This window comes from Thalassospira mesophila (assembly GCF_002115755.1).
Classification (GTDB): domain Bacteria; phylum Pseudomonadota; class Alphaproteobacteria; order Rhodospirillales; family Thalassospiraceae; genus Thalassospira; species Thalassospira mesophila.
Map to the genome: position 1 here is coordinate 36,463 of NZ_JFKA01000009.1, position 14,517 is coordinate 50,979.

Genomic DNA, 14,517 nt, shown 5'->3' on the forward strand with positions numbered 1-14,517 from the left:
ACCATACCCTTATTGCACCGGCATGGTAAATCCCGATTGGAGGAATAGGCTAACCATGTGGAGGTTCCGGCAACGACGCGATCGCCCGTTAAGCGCTAGAAGACACAACACCTGCAAACAATAGGAGTTGTCCATGACTAAAATTGCAATCGTTACCGGTGCCAGCCGCGGCCTTGGCCGTAATACCGCCCTGAGCATCGCCCGCAAGGGCAGCGACGTGATCATTACCTATCAAACCCGTAAGGTTGAAGCGCAAGCTGTTGTCGCTGAAATTCAGGCGCTGGGCCGCAAAGCCGTTGCGATGCAACTTGACCTTGGTAACGTCTCAGGCTTTGCTTCTTTCGCCAAAAAATTGATCCCCTGTTTGCAAGAACATTGGCAACGTGAAACCTTCGACCATTTGGTTAATAATGCCGGTCACGGGGACATGGCACTAATCGCTGAAACCACCGAGGCACAGTTCGATAAACTGGTCGATGTTCATTTCAAAGGTGTGTTTTTTCTGACCCAAACCTTGCTGCCGCGGCTTGCCGATGGCGGGCGGATTGTAAATTTGTCCTCGGGGCTGACACGGGTTTCCTATCCCGGCTTTGGGGCCTATTCGGCCGTTAAGGCCGCCGTCGAGGTCTTGAGTATTTATATGGCGAAAGAACTGGGCGCGCGCGGCATTGCGGTTAACACCGTCGCACCCGGGGCCATCGAAACCGATTTTCTGGGCGGTGCCGTGCGCGATATGCCCGATCTGAACAAGGTTTTTGCTGAAATGACATCGCTGGGTCGTGTCGGTGTTCCTGACGATATCGGTCCCATGATCGCCACCCTGCTTTCAGAAGATAGCCGCTGGGTGAATGCCCAGCGAATTGAGGTTTCTGGCGGGCAGGCGATCTAGCCCTTATCGCAATCTCGTTGCTGCGTATGACGCCACCATGAATATTGACCGCCGGGCTTGTTGTGCCTGGCGGTCAATATCCGTTGACCCGCATGTTTCATCACCGGCACGGCAGGGTCATAAGGCTGTTTCTTAAACAAACTGGACCGGTGCGCAATCATACAATGAAAGTGTCGCATTTTTCCGGTTCGTGTCATGTTCCCCTTGATACAGTTGCAAAATCAAAAAATTCAGGGGCTGGCTTTTCATGACCCATTTTTCTGCGCTATCGCTTTTGAAAAACGCGCTGACCGGGAACAAAAACTGGGCGCCGCAATGGCCGGACAGCCAGCCAAAAGCCGAATATGACGTCATCATTGTTGGTGCTGGCGGGCATGGCCTTGGCGCGGCCTATTATCTGGCCAAGGAACATGGCATTACCAATGTTGCCGTGATCGACAAGGGATGGCTTGGCGGGGGTAATACTGGCCGTAACACCACAATCATTCGCTCTAACTATCTGTATGATGAAAGCGCACGTCTGTATGACCATGCGCTTGATCTGTGGGATGGCTTAAGCCAGGATTTGAATTACAACGTAATGTATTCAAAGCGCGGCGTTTTGATGCTGGCGCATAACGTTCATGATGTTCAAAGTTTCAAGCGTCATATTCATTCCAACCGGTTAAACGGTGTTGATAACCGCTGGCTGAGCGCGCAAGAAGCCAGGGAATTTTGCCCGCCGCTTGATATTTCGCCCACTGCACGCTTCCCGGTATTGGGAGCTGCGTTGCAAAACCGGGCCGGAACCGCCCGCCATGATGCGGTTGCCTGGGGCTATGCCCGTGCAGCCGCCATGCGTGGGGTTGATATTATTCAAAACTGCCCGGTAACCGCCATTCGCCGCGGCCCGGACGGGCATGTTACCGGCGTTGAAACCGCGCGCGGTTTCATTGGGGCAAAAAAAGTTGCGGTATCGGCAGCGGGGCATACATCGGTTGTGATGGATACGGCTGGCGTGCGGCTTCCGCTGGAAAGTTACCCGTTACAAGCGCTGGTGTCCGAGCCGGTAAAACCGGTTTTACCCTGTGTTGTCATGTCCAACACCGTTCATGCCTATATCAGCCAGTCCGACAAGGGCGAACTGGTAATCGGATCGGGGACCGACCAATATACCAGCTATTCACAGCGCGGGGGCTTGCCCCTGATTGAACATACAGTGGCGGCCATCTGTGAAATTTTCCCGATTTTTAACCGAATGCGGATGTTGCGCAAATGGGGCGGCATTGTTGATGTGACGCCAGACCGTTCGGCAATTCTGGGTAAAACCCCGGTGCCGGGTTTGTATGTAAATTGCGGCTGGGGCACGGGCGGGTTCAAGGCCACACCGGGGGCGGCACACATGCTGGCATGGACCGTGGCCAAAGACGAACCCCACGCCATTAATGCCCCTTTCACGCTAGAGCGATTTGGCACCGGACGTCTGATCGACGAAGCCGCTGCCGCCGCCGTTGCGCACTAAGGAGAACGGATATGTTGCTGATCCATTGCCCCTATTGCGCGCAAACCCTGCCGGAACTGGAATTTACCTATGCTGGTGAAGCCCATATTGCGCGGCCTGATGCCTCAAGCCCGGTCAGTGATGAAGAATGGCGCAATTTTCTGTTTATCCGCACCAACGTTAAAGGCCCGCATTATGAACGCTGGCGTCATTCGCATGGCTGCGGCCGGTTTTTTAATGCGGTGCGCGATACCGTCAGCGACCGTTTCCTGATCACCTACAAGGCGGGTGAAAAACGCCCTGAATTGTCCGACTTGCTGGAGAAATCGAAATGAACCTCTTTCGCATTCCCGGGCAGGGTCGTGTTGACCCCACAACGCCAGTTGAATTCACGTTCGATGGCAAAACCGTTTCAGGGTATAAAGGCGACACAATCACCTCTGCCCTGTTGGCCAATGGCATTCATTTGATGGGCCGGTCGTTTAAATATCACCGCCCGCGCGGGGCCGTTTGCGCCGGGTCGGAAGAACCCAATGCGCTGGTCGGCACACGCCGCGGTGCCGGGCAGTTTGAACCCAACACCCGCGCCACCGTGCAGGAAATCTGGAGCGGTCTGGAAGTTACCAGCCAAAACCGGTATCCCAGCCTGTCGTTTGATATTGGCGCGGTAAATGATCGCGCCTATATGCTGTTTTCAGCCGGGTTTTATTACAAAACCTTCATGTGGCCAAAATCGTTCTGGGACAAGGTGTACGAGCCTTTTATCCGTTCAGCGGCCGGGCTTGGTGTGTCGCCCAGCGAAAATGACCCGGATAAATATGCCTCGCGCTATCTGCATACCGATGTGCTGGTGATTGGGGCTGGTCCCGCTGGTTTGGCCGCGGCATTAAGTGCTTCCCGTGCCGGTTTGCGCGTCACACTGGTCGATGAAAACCCCGAAGCAGGGGGCACTTTGATAAGCGAACCACAAACCATCATTGACGGCGTGCCGGCATGGCAATGGATTGATCAGACGGTTGCCGAACTTATATCGCTGGGCGTGCGCGTTATGACCCGCACCACAGCGATTGGCTATTATCACCAGAACATGGTCGGCCTGTGCGAAAAACTGACCGATCATTTATCATCACCAAATGCAAACATGCCGCGCGAACGCCTGTGGCGGGTGCGGGCCAGGCAGGTTATTTTGGCGCAGGGTGCGCTGGAAAAACCGCTGGTATTTGATGGCAACGATCGCCCCGGTGTGATGCTGGCGGGATCCGCGCAAACCTATTTGAACAAATATGGCGTCCGTGTCGGCAACAACGCCGTTGTGGTGACCAGCCACGACAGCGCCTGGTACGCCGCCTTTGACCTTGCCGATGCCGGAACGAAAATTCAGGCGATTGTTGATACCCGTGCCGAACCCGCTGTCGAGCTGGTGGCCGGCGCAAAATCACGATCAATCAGGATTTTGTCGGGCTATAGCGCAACCGGCACACAGGGGCGTTTGCGTATTAAATCGGTGCGAATAAACCCTGTTATCAATGGCAAGGTTGGCGCGCCTGAAACGCTGGAATGCGATTGCCTGTTAATGTCGGGTGGCTGGACGCCATCGCTGCATTTGTTTTCCCATACCAAAGGCGCGCTTACCTGGGATGCAGATATGCAAACATTTTTGCCTGATCGCAAAACCGAAGATTGCGAAATTGCCGGGGCGGGCAGGGGCCTTTGGGGAATTGCCGCAGCATTGAATGACGGTGCCGCGATGGGGGCGGTGGCGGCCCGTACTCTTGACAAGGTTGCCACCAACACCGTGTATGACGTTACCAATGACCGCGTTGGCACCGGGGTCAGCCACACAGAACTGCCAACTGATCTTGATCCTGGCAAGGCACGCGCCTTTGTCGATTTCCAAAACGATGTAACGGCCAAGGATTTGCGCCTGGCCGTGCGCGAAGGCATGCATTCGATCGAGCATGTAAAACGCTATACCACCAATGGCATGGCAACCGATCAGGGTAAAATGTCCAATATGAACGGGTTGAACATTGCCGCCGATGCCTTGGGCAAGCCGCAGCCAAAAGTAGGCTTAACCACGTTTCGCCCGCCTTACACGCCAACATCGTTTGGCGCATTTGTCGGCTATCATCGCGGCGATCATTTTGACGTTACGCGCAAAACCCCGATTGATAGCTGGGCCGAAGAAAACGGTGCGGTGTTTGAGCCTGTCAGCATGTGGCGACGCGCCCGGTATTTTCCCCAAAACGGCGAAGATATGGACGGTGCCGTTTCGCGCGAATGCAAAACAACCCGTTCGGCGGTTGGCATGTTTGATGCCTCGACACTGGGCAAGATCGAAATTGTGGGCCCCGATGCGGTTGAGTTTATGAACCGCATGTACACCAACCCCTGGACCAAACTGGCACCGGGCAGAACCCGCTACGGGCTTTTGCTGGGCGATGACGGTTTTATTCGGGACGACGGTGTAATTGGCCGTTTAAGCACTGATCGCTTCCACATCACCACCACCACAGGCAGGGCGGCGCGTGTTTTAAACATGATGGAAGATTACCTTCAGACCGAATGGACGGACCTGAAGGTGTGGTTAACATCAACCACCGAACACTGGGCGACGATTGCGCTTAATGGCCCCAACGCCCGCAAGTTGCTGGAACCTTTTGTCGAAGGCCAGGACATTTCCGATCAAGCCTTTCCCCATATGTCGATTGTGGAATGCACGGTGGCGGGTTTTCCGGCCCGGTTGTTTCGCGTCAGCTTTACCGGCGAACTTGGTTTCGAAGTGAACGTTCCCGCCTGTCATGGCCGCGCCCTTTGGCAAACCCTGTGGGATGCGGGCCAGCAATATGGCATATGTGCCTATGGCACCGAAACGATGCATGTTTTGCGTGCCGAAAAAGGCTACATCATTGTTGGGCAGGATACAGACGGCACGGTTACGCCATACGATGCGGGAATCAGCTGGGCGATTGGCAAAACCAAACCCGATTTTGTCGGCAAACGCGGGCTGGAACGGCCCGACCTTGTAGCAGACGGTCGCAAGCAGCTTGTTGGCCTGTTAACACAGGATGGCAAAACACTGCTTGAAGAAGGCGCACAACTGGTGCTGGACGCCAACCAGCCCATCCCCATGAAAATGGTGGGTCATGTGACGTCGTCCTATCACAGTGATGCTGTGGGCAGGCCGATTGCTTTTGCGCTGCTTGAAAACGGGCATAACCGCGTGGGCGAAACTGTTTACATTCCAATGCCCGAAGGCGTAATCAGCGCCGACGTCACCGGGACCGTCTTTTACGACCCCGACGGCGCACGGCTGAAACTTTAACCCGGGAACGATATGATGATGGCACTTACACCTGAATTTACGCCGGGCCAGCTTGTTTCAGGCGATGTTGTTTCGGTTTCGCTGATGGCACCGGTCGCACGGTTTTCACTGCGTCTGCGCGCAGCGGATATCCCGGCTGTTTCAACTGCCATTGGTGTGGATTTGCCAACCCGAATTGGCGCGTGCGCCCATCATGAAACGGTTGAGGTGATGTGCCTTGGCCCCGATGAATGGCAGATCCAGACCGACGCGAACGACAGCGTGCGTTTGATAAATGCCTGTGCCGCCATTTATGCTCAAGTGCCCCATAGCCTGACGGATATTTCTGCCCGCGAAGTGACCATATCAATCGAAGGACCAGGTGCCGTCGACCTTCTCAGTATCGGCTGCCCGCGTGATATCGACAAAATTGCCATCGGCACCGGGTGCCGCACAGTTTTCGACGGGGTTTCAACCGTTCTGTGGCGGGATGGCGAAACCCGCTTCCGCCTTGATATATGGCGTTCCTTTGCCCCGCATGTGATCGGTCTTATTCAAACCGGTTGCGCCGAACTGGCCGCCCAATAACCCGCCAGCTTTACCTGCGCACAAGCATACCGAAAGGGGCAGATCTTGCGGTCTGCCCCTTTCGGTATCTGCCATCCTAAACGCGCGTTAGCTCCGCGGCTTCAGGTTTTCCGGGTCATAAAGCGGTTTGTATCCAATGCCGACCACCTCGACGGGATAAATCTCGTCAAAATAGGAAATGGTCAGTTTGCGCCCTTCCTGACAATAGGCGTGCGGCAAATAGGCCAGGGCGATGTTTTTGCCAATGCTGGGACCAAAGGCGATTGAAGTCGTATAAGACCGGCGGCCCAAGCTATCGATCAGGGTTTCGCCGGTTTTTGGGTCCATAACCGGCAATGATCCCAGCGGGTAACGGGCAACACCGTGGCCATCGATATTATCGGTCATCACCAGTGTGCACAGCATGGCGGGTTGATGGTCGCGTGCGCGGTATTCCACATGTTTTGCCTTGCCGCGAAAATCGGCTTCTTTCACCTTGGGCCGGGCCAGGTTGGCCTCATAAAGGTTGTATTGCGTGATCAGGTCCGCATTTTGCAAGCGCAGCGATTTTTCCAGCCGGCGTGAATTTGCATAGGTTTCAACGCCAACCGCCATCACACCAGCGGCCCGCAACGCATCCCAAACCGCCAGCCCGTCTTCATACCGCATATGCAATTCCCAGCCCTGTTCCCCAACATAGGAAATGCGAAAGGCAGTAACGCTTTTCCCCGCAATTATTATCTCGCGGATGGCCGCGAACGGGAAGTTTTCAAGGCTGAGAGCATCGGCGTCTTCGACCACTTTTTGCAGGTTCACGCGCGCATTTGGTCCCCAGATACCAATGGTGGTGAAGTGTTCGGTGACATCGGTAATGGTAACGTCAAAGCCCTTATCCTCGGCAATGCGCTTCATATAGATATGGTCGCGCGGCCCGGCATCGGCACCATTGACCATACGGCAACGGTCTTCCATCCGAAACACGGTAAAATCAGCCCGCACATTGCCATCATCATCGAGCATGTGGGTGTAAATGCCTTTGCCGATATTGCCATCGCCGTCAATTTTGGCGGCACACAACCATTCCATCAGGGCAACGTGGTCGGGCCCGGCAATATCGGTCATGTGGAAATGCGACAGGTTAATAATGCCGCAATCCGTACTCATTTCCAGTTGTTCGGCATTGGATACACGCCAGAAATGGCGGGTATCCCATTCGTTTTCACGCACCGGCACCTGGCTGGCGTATTTTTCAAGCAAATGTTCGTTGGCGGCATAGCCATGCGCGCGTTCCCAACCACCCAGTTCCATAAAATACCCGCCCAGTTCGACTTCCCGGTCATAAAACGGCGATCGGCGAATATTGCGGGCATTGCCAAAGGGTTCGCGCGGGTGGACCGGCGGATTATAGATCTTTTTCGCCGTTTCCCAGCACCGATCGTAAATATATTGCTCGTTTAACTGGAATTCGTTGAAGCGGGTAAAGTCAATTGCGTGGTGGTCAATATGGGTGCGACCCTCGGTCATCCAGTCAGCAAGCAGCTTGCCCATGCCCGGCCCGTCTTTGATCCATATACCCACCGCGTACCAAAGGCCGCGCAACTTGCGACTTTCCCCCATTGACGGGCCCCCATCGACCGAGGCTTGCAAAAGACCATTAAACGAATGGCTTTCGTTAAAACCCAGTTCCGTCAGGATCGGGGTCAATTCCATTGCCCGTTCCAGCGGTTCAATCACATCTTCAAGTTCCAGGTCACGTTGCGAGGGCGACAGGCGCGCCTGATGTTTTTCAAGTATTTCGCGCGGATGCACCAGCCGGGGGTTTTCTTCGTAGTAATACCCCCATTCAATTTGCCCGCCTTCGGTACTTTTGGGGTCGCCGGTATCGCGCATATAGGCCGAATTGCCCTGATCGCGCAAAAGCGGCATCCCAATTTCGACACCGGTATTGGCAAATTCGTTATACGGTCCAAAAAATGTCAGTGGGTGGTCAACCGGCATCACGGGCAGATCTTCGCCTGCCATTTCCGCAATCAAACGGCCCCAAAGCCCGGCACAGACCACAACGTAATCGGCATGAATGGTGCCGCGTTCAGTACGAACAGCCGTAATGCGGCCATTTTCACTGATCAGTTCCAGCGCGGATGTATTGCCAAAGGCCGTCAGTTTGCCCGATGCAATCGCCTGATCAACCAGCTTGCCTGCTACCGTTTGCGACCGCGGGGTCACAAGGCCGGCATCGGGGTCCCACATCGCCCCTTGAATCTGGTCTTCTTCCAGAAGCGGGAATTTTTCCTTGGCTTCGGCCGCACTGATGATTTTAACATTGGTGCCAAAGGCCTTGCCGGAATCGACCCGGCGTTTAAGTTCGGCCATGCGTTCATCATCGCCAATCCGGGCCACTTCAATCCCGCCAATCCGCGCGTAATGGCCCATTTTTTCATAAAAATCGATGGAATACATCGTCGTCCAGCACGACAAAAGATCGTGGCTGGTGGCAAAACAAAAATCGGACGCATGCGCGGTCGAGCCGATATCGGTAGGGATACCGGATTTGTCGATACCAACAATATCATCCCAGCCATTTTCAATGAGATGATGCACAACCGAAGCCCCGACGATACCGCCGAGGCCCACGATAACGACTTTAGCCCTGTCGGGAAATGCAGCCATGTCTCTCATTCCTTCTTTTTGCAAAGCTGGTGGTTTATGATGTAAAAACCACGGTGCGGTGATTGTTCAGCATCACGCGCCCCTCAAGGTGATATTTGACCCCGCGTGCCAGAACCCGGGCCTCAATATCGCGACCGGTGGCGACAAAATCCTCGGCTGACATTGAATGGTTCACCCGTTCGGTTTCCTGTTCAATAATCGGGCCTTCGTCCAGGTCGGGCGTTACATAATGGGCGGTCGCCCCGATCAGTTTCACCCCGCGTTCATAGGCCTGATGATAGGGCTTTGCTCCCTTGAAGGACGGCAGGAACGAATGGTGGATGTTAACGATCATACCAAAAAACCGGGTGGAAAATTCATTGGTCAGAACCTGCATATAACGTGCCAGCACAATCAGTTCGGCGTTGCTTTCCTTAACCAGATCGGCCAGGGCAGCTTCCTGTTCAGCCTTGTTTTCCCTGTTCACCGGCATGTAGTGAAAAGGAATGCCTTCCTGATTTGCAATCTTGCGGGCATCCTCGTGGTTGGAAACGATGGCCGCAACCTCGGCGTCAAGCCAGCCCACCTTGATCTGATAAAGCAGATGCAACATCGCATGATCAAACTTTGACACCATGATGATGATCCTGGGACGCCGCGACAGGTCCTGAACCTTCAGTTTCATATTAAACCGGTCAACCGCCGGGCCGAGGGTCAGCTCTATCTGTGATTTATCAATATCTGCCGGGGTGCTGATTGCGATCCGCAGGAAAAACTGGTTGGTCTGGCGGTCCCAGAACTGGTTGGATTCAACAATGTTTGCATTGCGCGACGCCAATGCCGAGGTAACAGCAGCGACAATACCGGGCCGGTCTTCACAGGCAATACGCAGGATGTATGACGTGTCGCTCACTGGGGCTGTTCCATTTCAACAAGATGAAAGCCATTTCAAAGCGAACGCTCTTAATGGCATCATCGGCCATAGACAGGGTCGGCGGGACAATTTCCGGGACTGTCGTCGGTGCCAGCTGTCGTGGCAACCGCGCTTGATGACGCGAATCTTCTGTCCATTTTTCATTGCCATATTGCAAGTTTTGGCGCGGCGGAAACTGGTTTTGCGGTTCTTGCGCAATAATCTGGCGGCTTGTTGCGCCGAAACATAGAATGTTTGCGTCAAAGTGAGATTACGGCTACGACAAATACAACAACCTTGTTTGTATCGGAGGTTCGATGGCAGCAAATATTCATTCCCCCAGTGCCAATGTGCTGCCAAACCGGGCATCCACGACGCGCACCCAAAAACCCAAGGCAGAGGCCGTGCGCCTGTCTGTCGGTTTTATCCTTGCCAATCGTTTCACCCTTTGTGCCTTTGCAAATTTCGTTGATGTCTTGCGCCTTGCCGCCGACGAAGGGGACCGCAGCCGCCCTATTTTGTGCAAATGGACCATCGTGTCTGACACAATGGACCCGGTGCCCTCCAGCAGCGGCATTTCGGTGCAGCCCAAAGAACGTCTGGGGGATCCGCGCCGTTTTAACTATATCGTTGTGGTTGGCGGGCTTATGGATGAAACACCCAACCTTAGCCCCGCCTATCATCGCTTTTTACACGAGGCGGCCGCCGCTGGCGTGCCGCTTGTCGGCGTATGTACCGGGGCGTTTTTGCTCCATCAGGCCGGGTTGCTTAACGGCTATCGTTGTTGTGTCAGCTGGTTTCACCATTCCGATTTTATGGAACAGTTTGACGGGCTTGACCCGGTGGCCGACCAGATTTTTGTTGTTGATCGTGACCGGCTAACCTGTTCTGGCGGGGTCAGTTCGGCGCATCTTGCCGCATATCTGGTTGATAAACATGTCGGGCGCGCACAGGCCAACAAAAGCCTGCATATCATGATCATTGATGATGCCCTTCAGGCGGAAAAACCCCAGCCCGGCATCCCGCTTGACCTTAAAACACGCGACCCGATTGTGCAGCGCGCCTTGCTGATCATGCAGCAAAATATTGATACGCCAATTTCTGTTCAGGAAATTGCCCGGCGCATGGGCAACAGCAAACGCCAGATCGAACGCCATTTCCGCCTCAGTCTGGACACATCCCCGCAGGTGGCTTTCCTTAATATCCGGCTTGATCTGGCCCACCATCTGATCGAGAAAAGCCAAAAATCGGTCGCACAGATTGCAGTGGATTGCGGATTTTGTGACTCTTCGCATTTAAGCCGCATGTTTCGCCGTCGTTATGGCGGCACCCCGCAAGCATTGCGCCATCCTGCCACGACCGAAGATTAATTTTCCGGCGTAAATCCGGCTGTGGTGGCAACCGATACTGCCGATGCTGCCGTCAAAGCTCGACCTCAATATCGGAGAGCGGGCTGGAACAGCAGATCAGGATTTTACCCTGATCAATCTCGCGCTGGCGAATGCCGCCGCCATGTTGCATGTCAACCCGGCCCGAAAGCAGCTTCGATTTGCAGGTGCCACAAATACCGCGTTGACACGATGATACAGGCATAAGCCCGGCTTCGCGCGCGGCTGACAAAATGGTCATGCCCGGCCCGCATTCCACCACATGTCCGGTTTTAGGGAAGCTGACGCGGAAAAGCTGATCGCTGATTTCCGGGGCGACAGATGCCGGTTCTTCGTGGGTTCCGGCTGTTTCAGCGCCAAAATCAAAACTTTCCTCATAATATTTTTCCATGTTGAAACCAGCCTGTTTCAACATGTTGCGCACCCCATCCATAAAAAGGGCAGGGCCACAGCAAAATATTTTGCGATCCATAAAGTCAGCCGACATCAGGGACAGCATGGGAAGGCTCAGACGCCCGGTATAACCACTCCAGCTATGGCTGGCCAAGGTGGTATCGCATGTAAATGCCAGTTTTAGCGACGGGTTCTGGGCGGACAGAAGGGCCAGTTCGTCGCGGAAAATGATGTCAGAGGGCATCCGTGCGGCATGAATAAAATGCAGGTCCGAGGGTTCGGACAAATCACACGCCGTGCGCGTCATCGACATCATCGGCGTAATGCCGCTGCCCGCCGATAAAAACAGCAATTTTTCTTCGGTGGTGGCGTCGGTCGTAAACTCGCCCGCCGGGCCGGAAACAGTAATTTCCTTGCCCGGAATCATATAATCATGCAGCCAGTTAGAGCCCGGCCCGCCCGGCACCCGTTTGACCGTAATTTCAACCCGGTACGGGCGTGCGGCCGATGCCGAAATAGTATAGCAGCGCGTCACCCTGCCTTCGACCGGCAGTTCGAAGGTCATATATTGCCCGGGATAAAACCGAAACGCCCGTGGTTCGCGGCCTGAAAACACAAAAGTCTTCACATCGTGGGTTTCCTGGCGCACCTGTCGGCACACCAGCACATCGTCCTGCTCCGGGTCCCAGATCGGAACGCGTGTTATTTCTGTAAATTTGTCATCGGCCAGCAGGGCGATGTTTTGCTCTGCCTCGGTTTGCGGGCTTCGGCTCATTCGGCAGCTATTCCAGTCTTGCTAGAAGCGAAATGATCTTGCAGGCGTTTGATGTACCAGTCACAAAACGCTTCAACATGCGGTTCGGTAAAGCGGGAGTAGGGGCCAGGTTCATAGGCGGGCTGTTCACTGCCAAGCTGGGCCAGACGGACAAGCATCGCGTCTTGCAGATTGGTCATCGTCCAGACCTGCGTCAGGTTATCTAGCGAATAATCTTCGCCTTCGATCGCGTCTTTATGCACCAGCCATGTGGTGCGAACCAGGGTCCGGTCCGGGGCAATTGGCAGGATTGAGAAGGTAACGATATGGTCACTCATGAAATGGTGCCACGAATTGGGATGCGTCCAGAAACTTAGCCCACCAAGTTTCGGGTCGGTGAAACTGCCCAACAGCTTTTTGGAGGCTACCTTGGTATCAAGCGTATGGGATTCACCGGCCCACATCAATGGCAGGCGCATGGTGCGAAACCCCGTCACATTGGCAAGATGCTCTTCCTCGGCCGACGGCAGGCCACAGGATTCCCAGTGTTTGTGATCGCGTTCAATGGAATCGGTGTATTTTTTAACATCATCGGACCGGCGTTCGTCCATTTCATCGGGTGAAAAACCAAAGCCGAATTCAGAAAGCGGCACCGTTAATTGCGGATGGTTCCCTTCGCAGTGATAACACTCGCGATTGTTCTCCATCGTCAGCTTCCAGTTGCCTTCTTCGATCAGATCCGAACTATGGGCAACCTTGCAATTGGCAATATCGTGGGGTGCCAGATAGGGCTCCATCACACGCGCCATTTCCTCGATATCGGCAGGCGGGTTTTCTGCCAGGCAAATAAAGATCAATCCGGCGATCGAGCGGACATGCACAGGTTTAAGGCCATGGCAGCTTTTATCAAAATCGGCTCCCATATGTTCGGCAAGGATAAGGGCACCGTCTTCGTTATAGGACCAGCCGTGATAGCGACAAACAATGTTACCAATTGTGGTCGCACGCTCATCAATCAGCCGCGCGCCACGATGGCGGCACACATTGTGAAAGGCCCGAACTTCCATATCGTCGCCCCGCAAAAGCAAAACAGAGGCTTTGCCGACCTCAACCGTCACACAGTCCCCCGGCTCGGGCAGCTCTGGTGCCACGGCAACGAAAATCCAGTGCTGGCCAAAAATCACCGCAAGGTCAAGATCAAGGATTTCAGCCGCATTATAAAACGGCGCGTTCAGACATTTGTCTTTCTCGCGCTGTGTCACAAGGGCCTGAATGTCAGAGGACAAACGCATGTTCGGATACCTCGGAATCTAATGGGGGCCTCGGGCCGGTGCACACGGCATGGGAGCGGGGGCAGCAAAGTTTATAATGTGCTTGCATCCGAGGGACCGCAACATTTCTGCCGGATTGAAACCTGGCGCACGCGTCTCTACGTCTCTGACCATCGGAGCCAAGGGAACTGACACCATACAGGCCACCGCCCAAAGATAAATGAGCAGTCCTGGACACAGCATGGGTTCTATCATGGGCTGTCATTCGCACCCCAAATCTCCCTCGGTCGTCGCTGGCAGGTAACCTGCTCTTGGTTCGCCTTTGGTAAATAACGGCAATTTTAAAATCTATTGCGGATTGGCTCGCGTTTGGCAGAAATCTTAAGTCAAAAGGGCAGTAGAAATGCGACGACATCTCCCATCCACTTGAAAGCCAAGGTGTTAAAGACTTTATGCGGATCAAACCTGCGTATTTTTCGGATAACGCACAGGCCAAAATCATCGTCACTACAGAGAATATATAGAACAGGTTTGCAGGTGCGACAGGTCGTTTTCCAATCCAGCCCGTGATCGTGCGGCATCGACCCTGGAAATTACCCGGCCCAAACGGCTTGGAGATGGGGCGAATTCTGGTGAAAGCCTGCAAAACCGTCATGGCACAGGAAACCCGTCAATAATCAGCTTTCAACAGGTTATTGGCCGGATCAGTGATCATGGTCTGACAGGATTTTCACCCCATGCAAAAAGTCACAAACCTGTTATTTGCGCAAATATCGTGCTGAAAAATAAAAGACAAATAAGAAGGAGCTAGATTGCAAATGCCCTGATTTTTCCCCCATATGCGGGGACGATAATTTGAGACAAGCATTTCAATAACCTACAGTTGCTGCTTGTTCTTTGTCGATTACA

At 54.1% G+C, this 14,517-nt stretch carries 10 protein-coding genes; 6 read left to right on the plus strand and 4 right to left on the minus strand.

All coding sequences use genetic code 11. The features are described 5' to 3' along the window. Positions 1-133 precede the first annotated feature (133 nt). The 5 genes from TMES_RS16795 to TMES_RS16815 all read left to right on the plus strand — a co-directional run bounded on the left by TMES_RS16795 (position 134) and on the right by TMES_RS16815 (position 6,261). On the plus strand, positions 134-889 hold the full coding sequence (locus TMES_RS16795; RefSeq protein WP_085584668.1) for an SDR family oxidoreductase: 756 nt from the start codon (positions 134-136) through the stop codon (positions 887-889). A 247-nt stretch (positions 890-1,136) separates the two neighbouring features. Continuing rightward, positions 1,137-2,390: a sarcosine oxidase subunit beta family protein gene (locus tag TMES_RS16800; protein ID WP_085584670.1), complete on the plus strand. Its 1,254-nt coding sequence runs from the start codon at positions 1,137-1,139 to the stop codon at positions 2,388-2,390. An 11-nt stretch (positions 2,391-2,401) separates the two neighbouring features. Beyond that, complete coding sequence (locus tag TMES_RS16805) at positions 2,402-2,704, plus strand: sarcosine oxidase subunit delta (RefSeq protein ID WP_085584672.1); 303 nt, start codon at positions 2,402-2,404, stop codon at positions 2,702-2,704. Beyond that, positions 2,701-5,694, plus strand: a complete 2,994-nt coding sequence (locus TMES_RS16810) for a sarcosine oxidase subunit alpha (RefSeq protein WP_085584674.1) — start codon at positions 2,701-2,703, stop codon at positions 5,692-5,694. The genes TMES_RS16805 and TMES_RS16810 overlap by 4 nt, the downstream gene beginning before the upstream one ends. Positions 5,695-5,706: 12 nt before the next feature. Next, positions 5,707-6,261 (plus strand): sarcosine oxidase subunit gamma, encoded by a 555-nt coding sequence (locus TMES_RS16815; protein WP_085584676.1) that lies wholly within the window; start codon positions 5,707-5,709, stop codon positions 6,259-6,261. An 87-nt stretch (positions 6,262-6,348) separates the two neighbouring features. On the opposite strand, the gene TMES_RS16820 is transcribed toward TMES_RS16815, so the two are convergent. Both TMES_RS16820 and purU read right to left on the minus strand, forming a co-directional pair. Further along, entirely contained in the window at positions 6,349-8,910 is a 2,562-nt protein-coding gene (locus tag TMES_RS16820) for a GcvT family protein (RefSeq protein WP_085584678.1), read from the minus strand. Positions 8,911-8,944: 34 nt separating this feature from the next. Further along, the gene (purU, locus tag TMES_RS16825; RefSeq protein ID WP_085584680.1) at positions 8,945-9,802 is read right to left on the minus strand and encodes a formyltetrahydrofolate deformylase; all 858 of its coding nucleotides are present in this window, start codon (positions 9,800-9,802) and stop codon (positions 8,945-8,947) included. A 317-nt stretch (positions 9,803-10,119) separates the two neighbouring features. Here purU and TMES_RS16830 point away from each other — a divergent pair, with 317 nt between their 5' ends. Beyond that, a complete protein-coding gene (locus tag TMES_RS16830) occupies positions 10,120-11,172 on the plus strand; it encodes a GlxA family transcriptional regulator (protein WP_085584682.1) in 1,053 nt (350 codons plus the stop codon). A gap of 52 nt (positions 11,173-11,224) precedes the next feature. On the opposite strand, the gene TMES_RS16835 is transcribed toward TMES_RS16830, so the two are convergent. Together TMES_RS16835 and TMES_RS16840 are read right to left on the minus strand one after the other, a co-directional pair. Further along, positions 11,225-12,358 carry an FAD-binding oxidoreductase gene (locus TMES_RS16835; protein WP_085584684.1) on the minus strand — a complete coding sequence of 378 codons (1,134 nt, stop codon included), beginning with the start codon at positions 12,356-12,358 and terminating at the stop codon, positions 11,225-11,227. Beyond that, a complete protein-coding gene (locus TMES_RS16840; RefSeq protein ID WP_085584686.1) occupies positions 12,355-13,629 on the minus strand; it encodes an aromatic ring-hydroxylating oxygenase subunit alpha in 1,275 nt (424 codons plus the stop codon). Before TMES_RS16840 ends, TMES_RS16835 begins: the two co-directional genes overlap by 4 nt. Positions 13,630-14,517 lie beyond the last annotated feature (888 nt).

What these genes read in the sequence shown, in the direction of transcription:
- TMES_RS16795 (WP_085584668.1), top strand. Translation starts at nt 134, where the DNA reads ATGACTAAAATTGCAATCGTTACCGGTGCCAGCCGCGGCCTTGGCCGT.
- TMES_RS16800 (WP_085584670.1), top strand. Translation starts at nt 1,137, where the DNA reads ATGACCCATTTTTCTGCGCTATCGCTTTTGAAAAACGCGCTGACCGGG.
- TMES_RS16805 (WP_085584672.1), top strand. Translation starts at nt 2,402, where the DNA reads ATGTTGCTGATCCATTGCCCCTATTGCGCGCAAACCCTGCCGGAACTG.
- TMES_RS16810 (WP_085584674.1), top strand. Translation starts at nt 2,701, where the DNA reads ATGAACCTCTTTCGCATTCCCGGGCAGGGTCGTGTTGACCCCACAACG.
- TMES_RS16815 (WP_085584676.1), top strand. Translation starts at nt 5,707, where the DNA reads ATGATGATGGCACTTACACCTGAATTTACGCCGGGCCAGCTTGTTTCA.
- TMES_RS16820 (WP_085584678.1), bottom strand. Translation starts at nt 8,910, where the DNA reads ATGGCTGCATTTCCCGACAGGGCTAAAGTCGTTATCGTGGGCCTCGGC.
- TMES_RS16830 (WP_085584682.1), top strand. Translation starts at nt 10,120, where the DNA reads ATGGCAGCAAATATTCATTCCCCCAGTGCCAATGTGCTGCCAAACCGG.
- TMES_RS16835 (WP_085584684.1), bottom strand. Translation starts at nt 12,358, where the DNA reads ATGAGCCGAAGCCCGCAAACCGAGGCAGAGCAAAACATCGCCCTGCTG.
- TMES_RS16840 (WP_085584686.1), bottom strand. Translation starts at nt 13,629, where the DNA reads ATGCGTTTGTCCTCTGACATTCAGGCCCTTGTGACACAGCGCGAGAAA.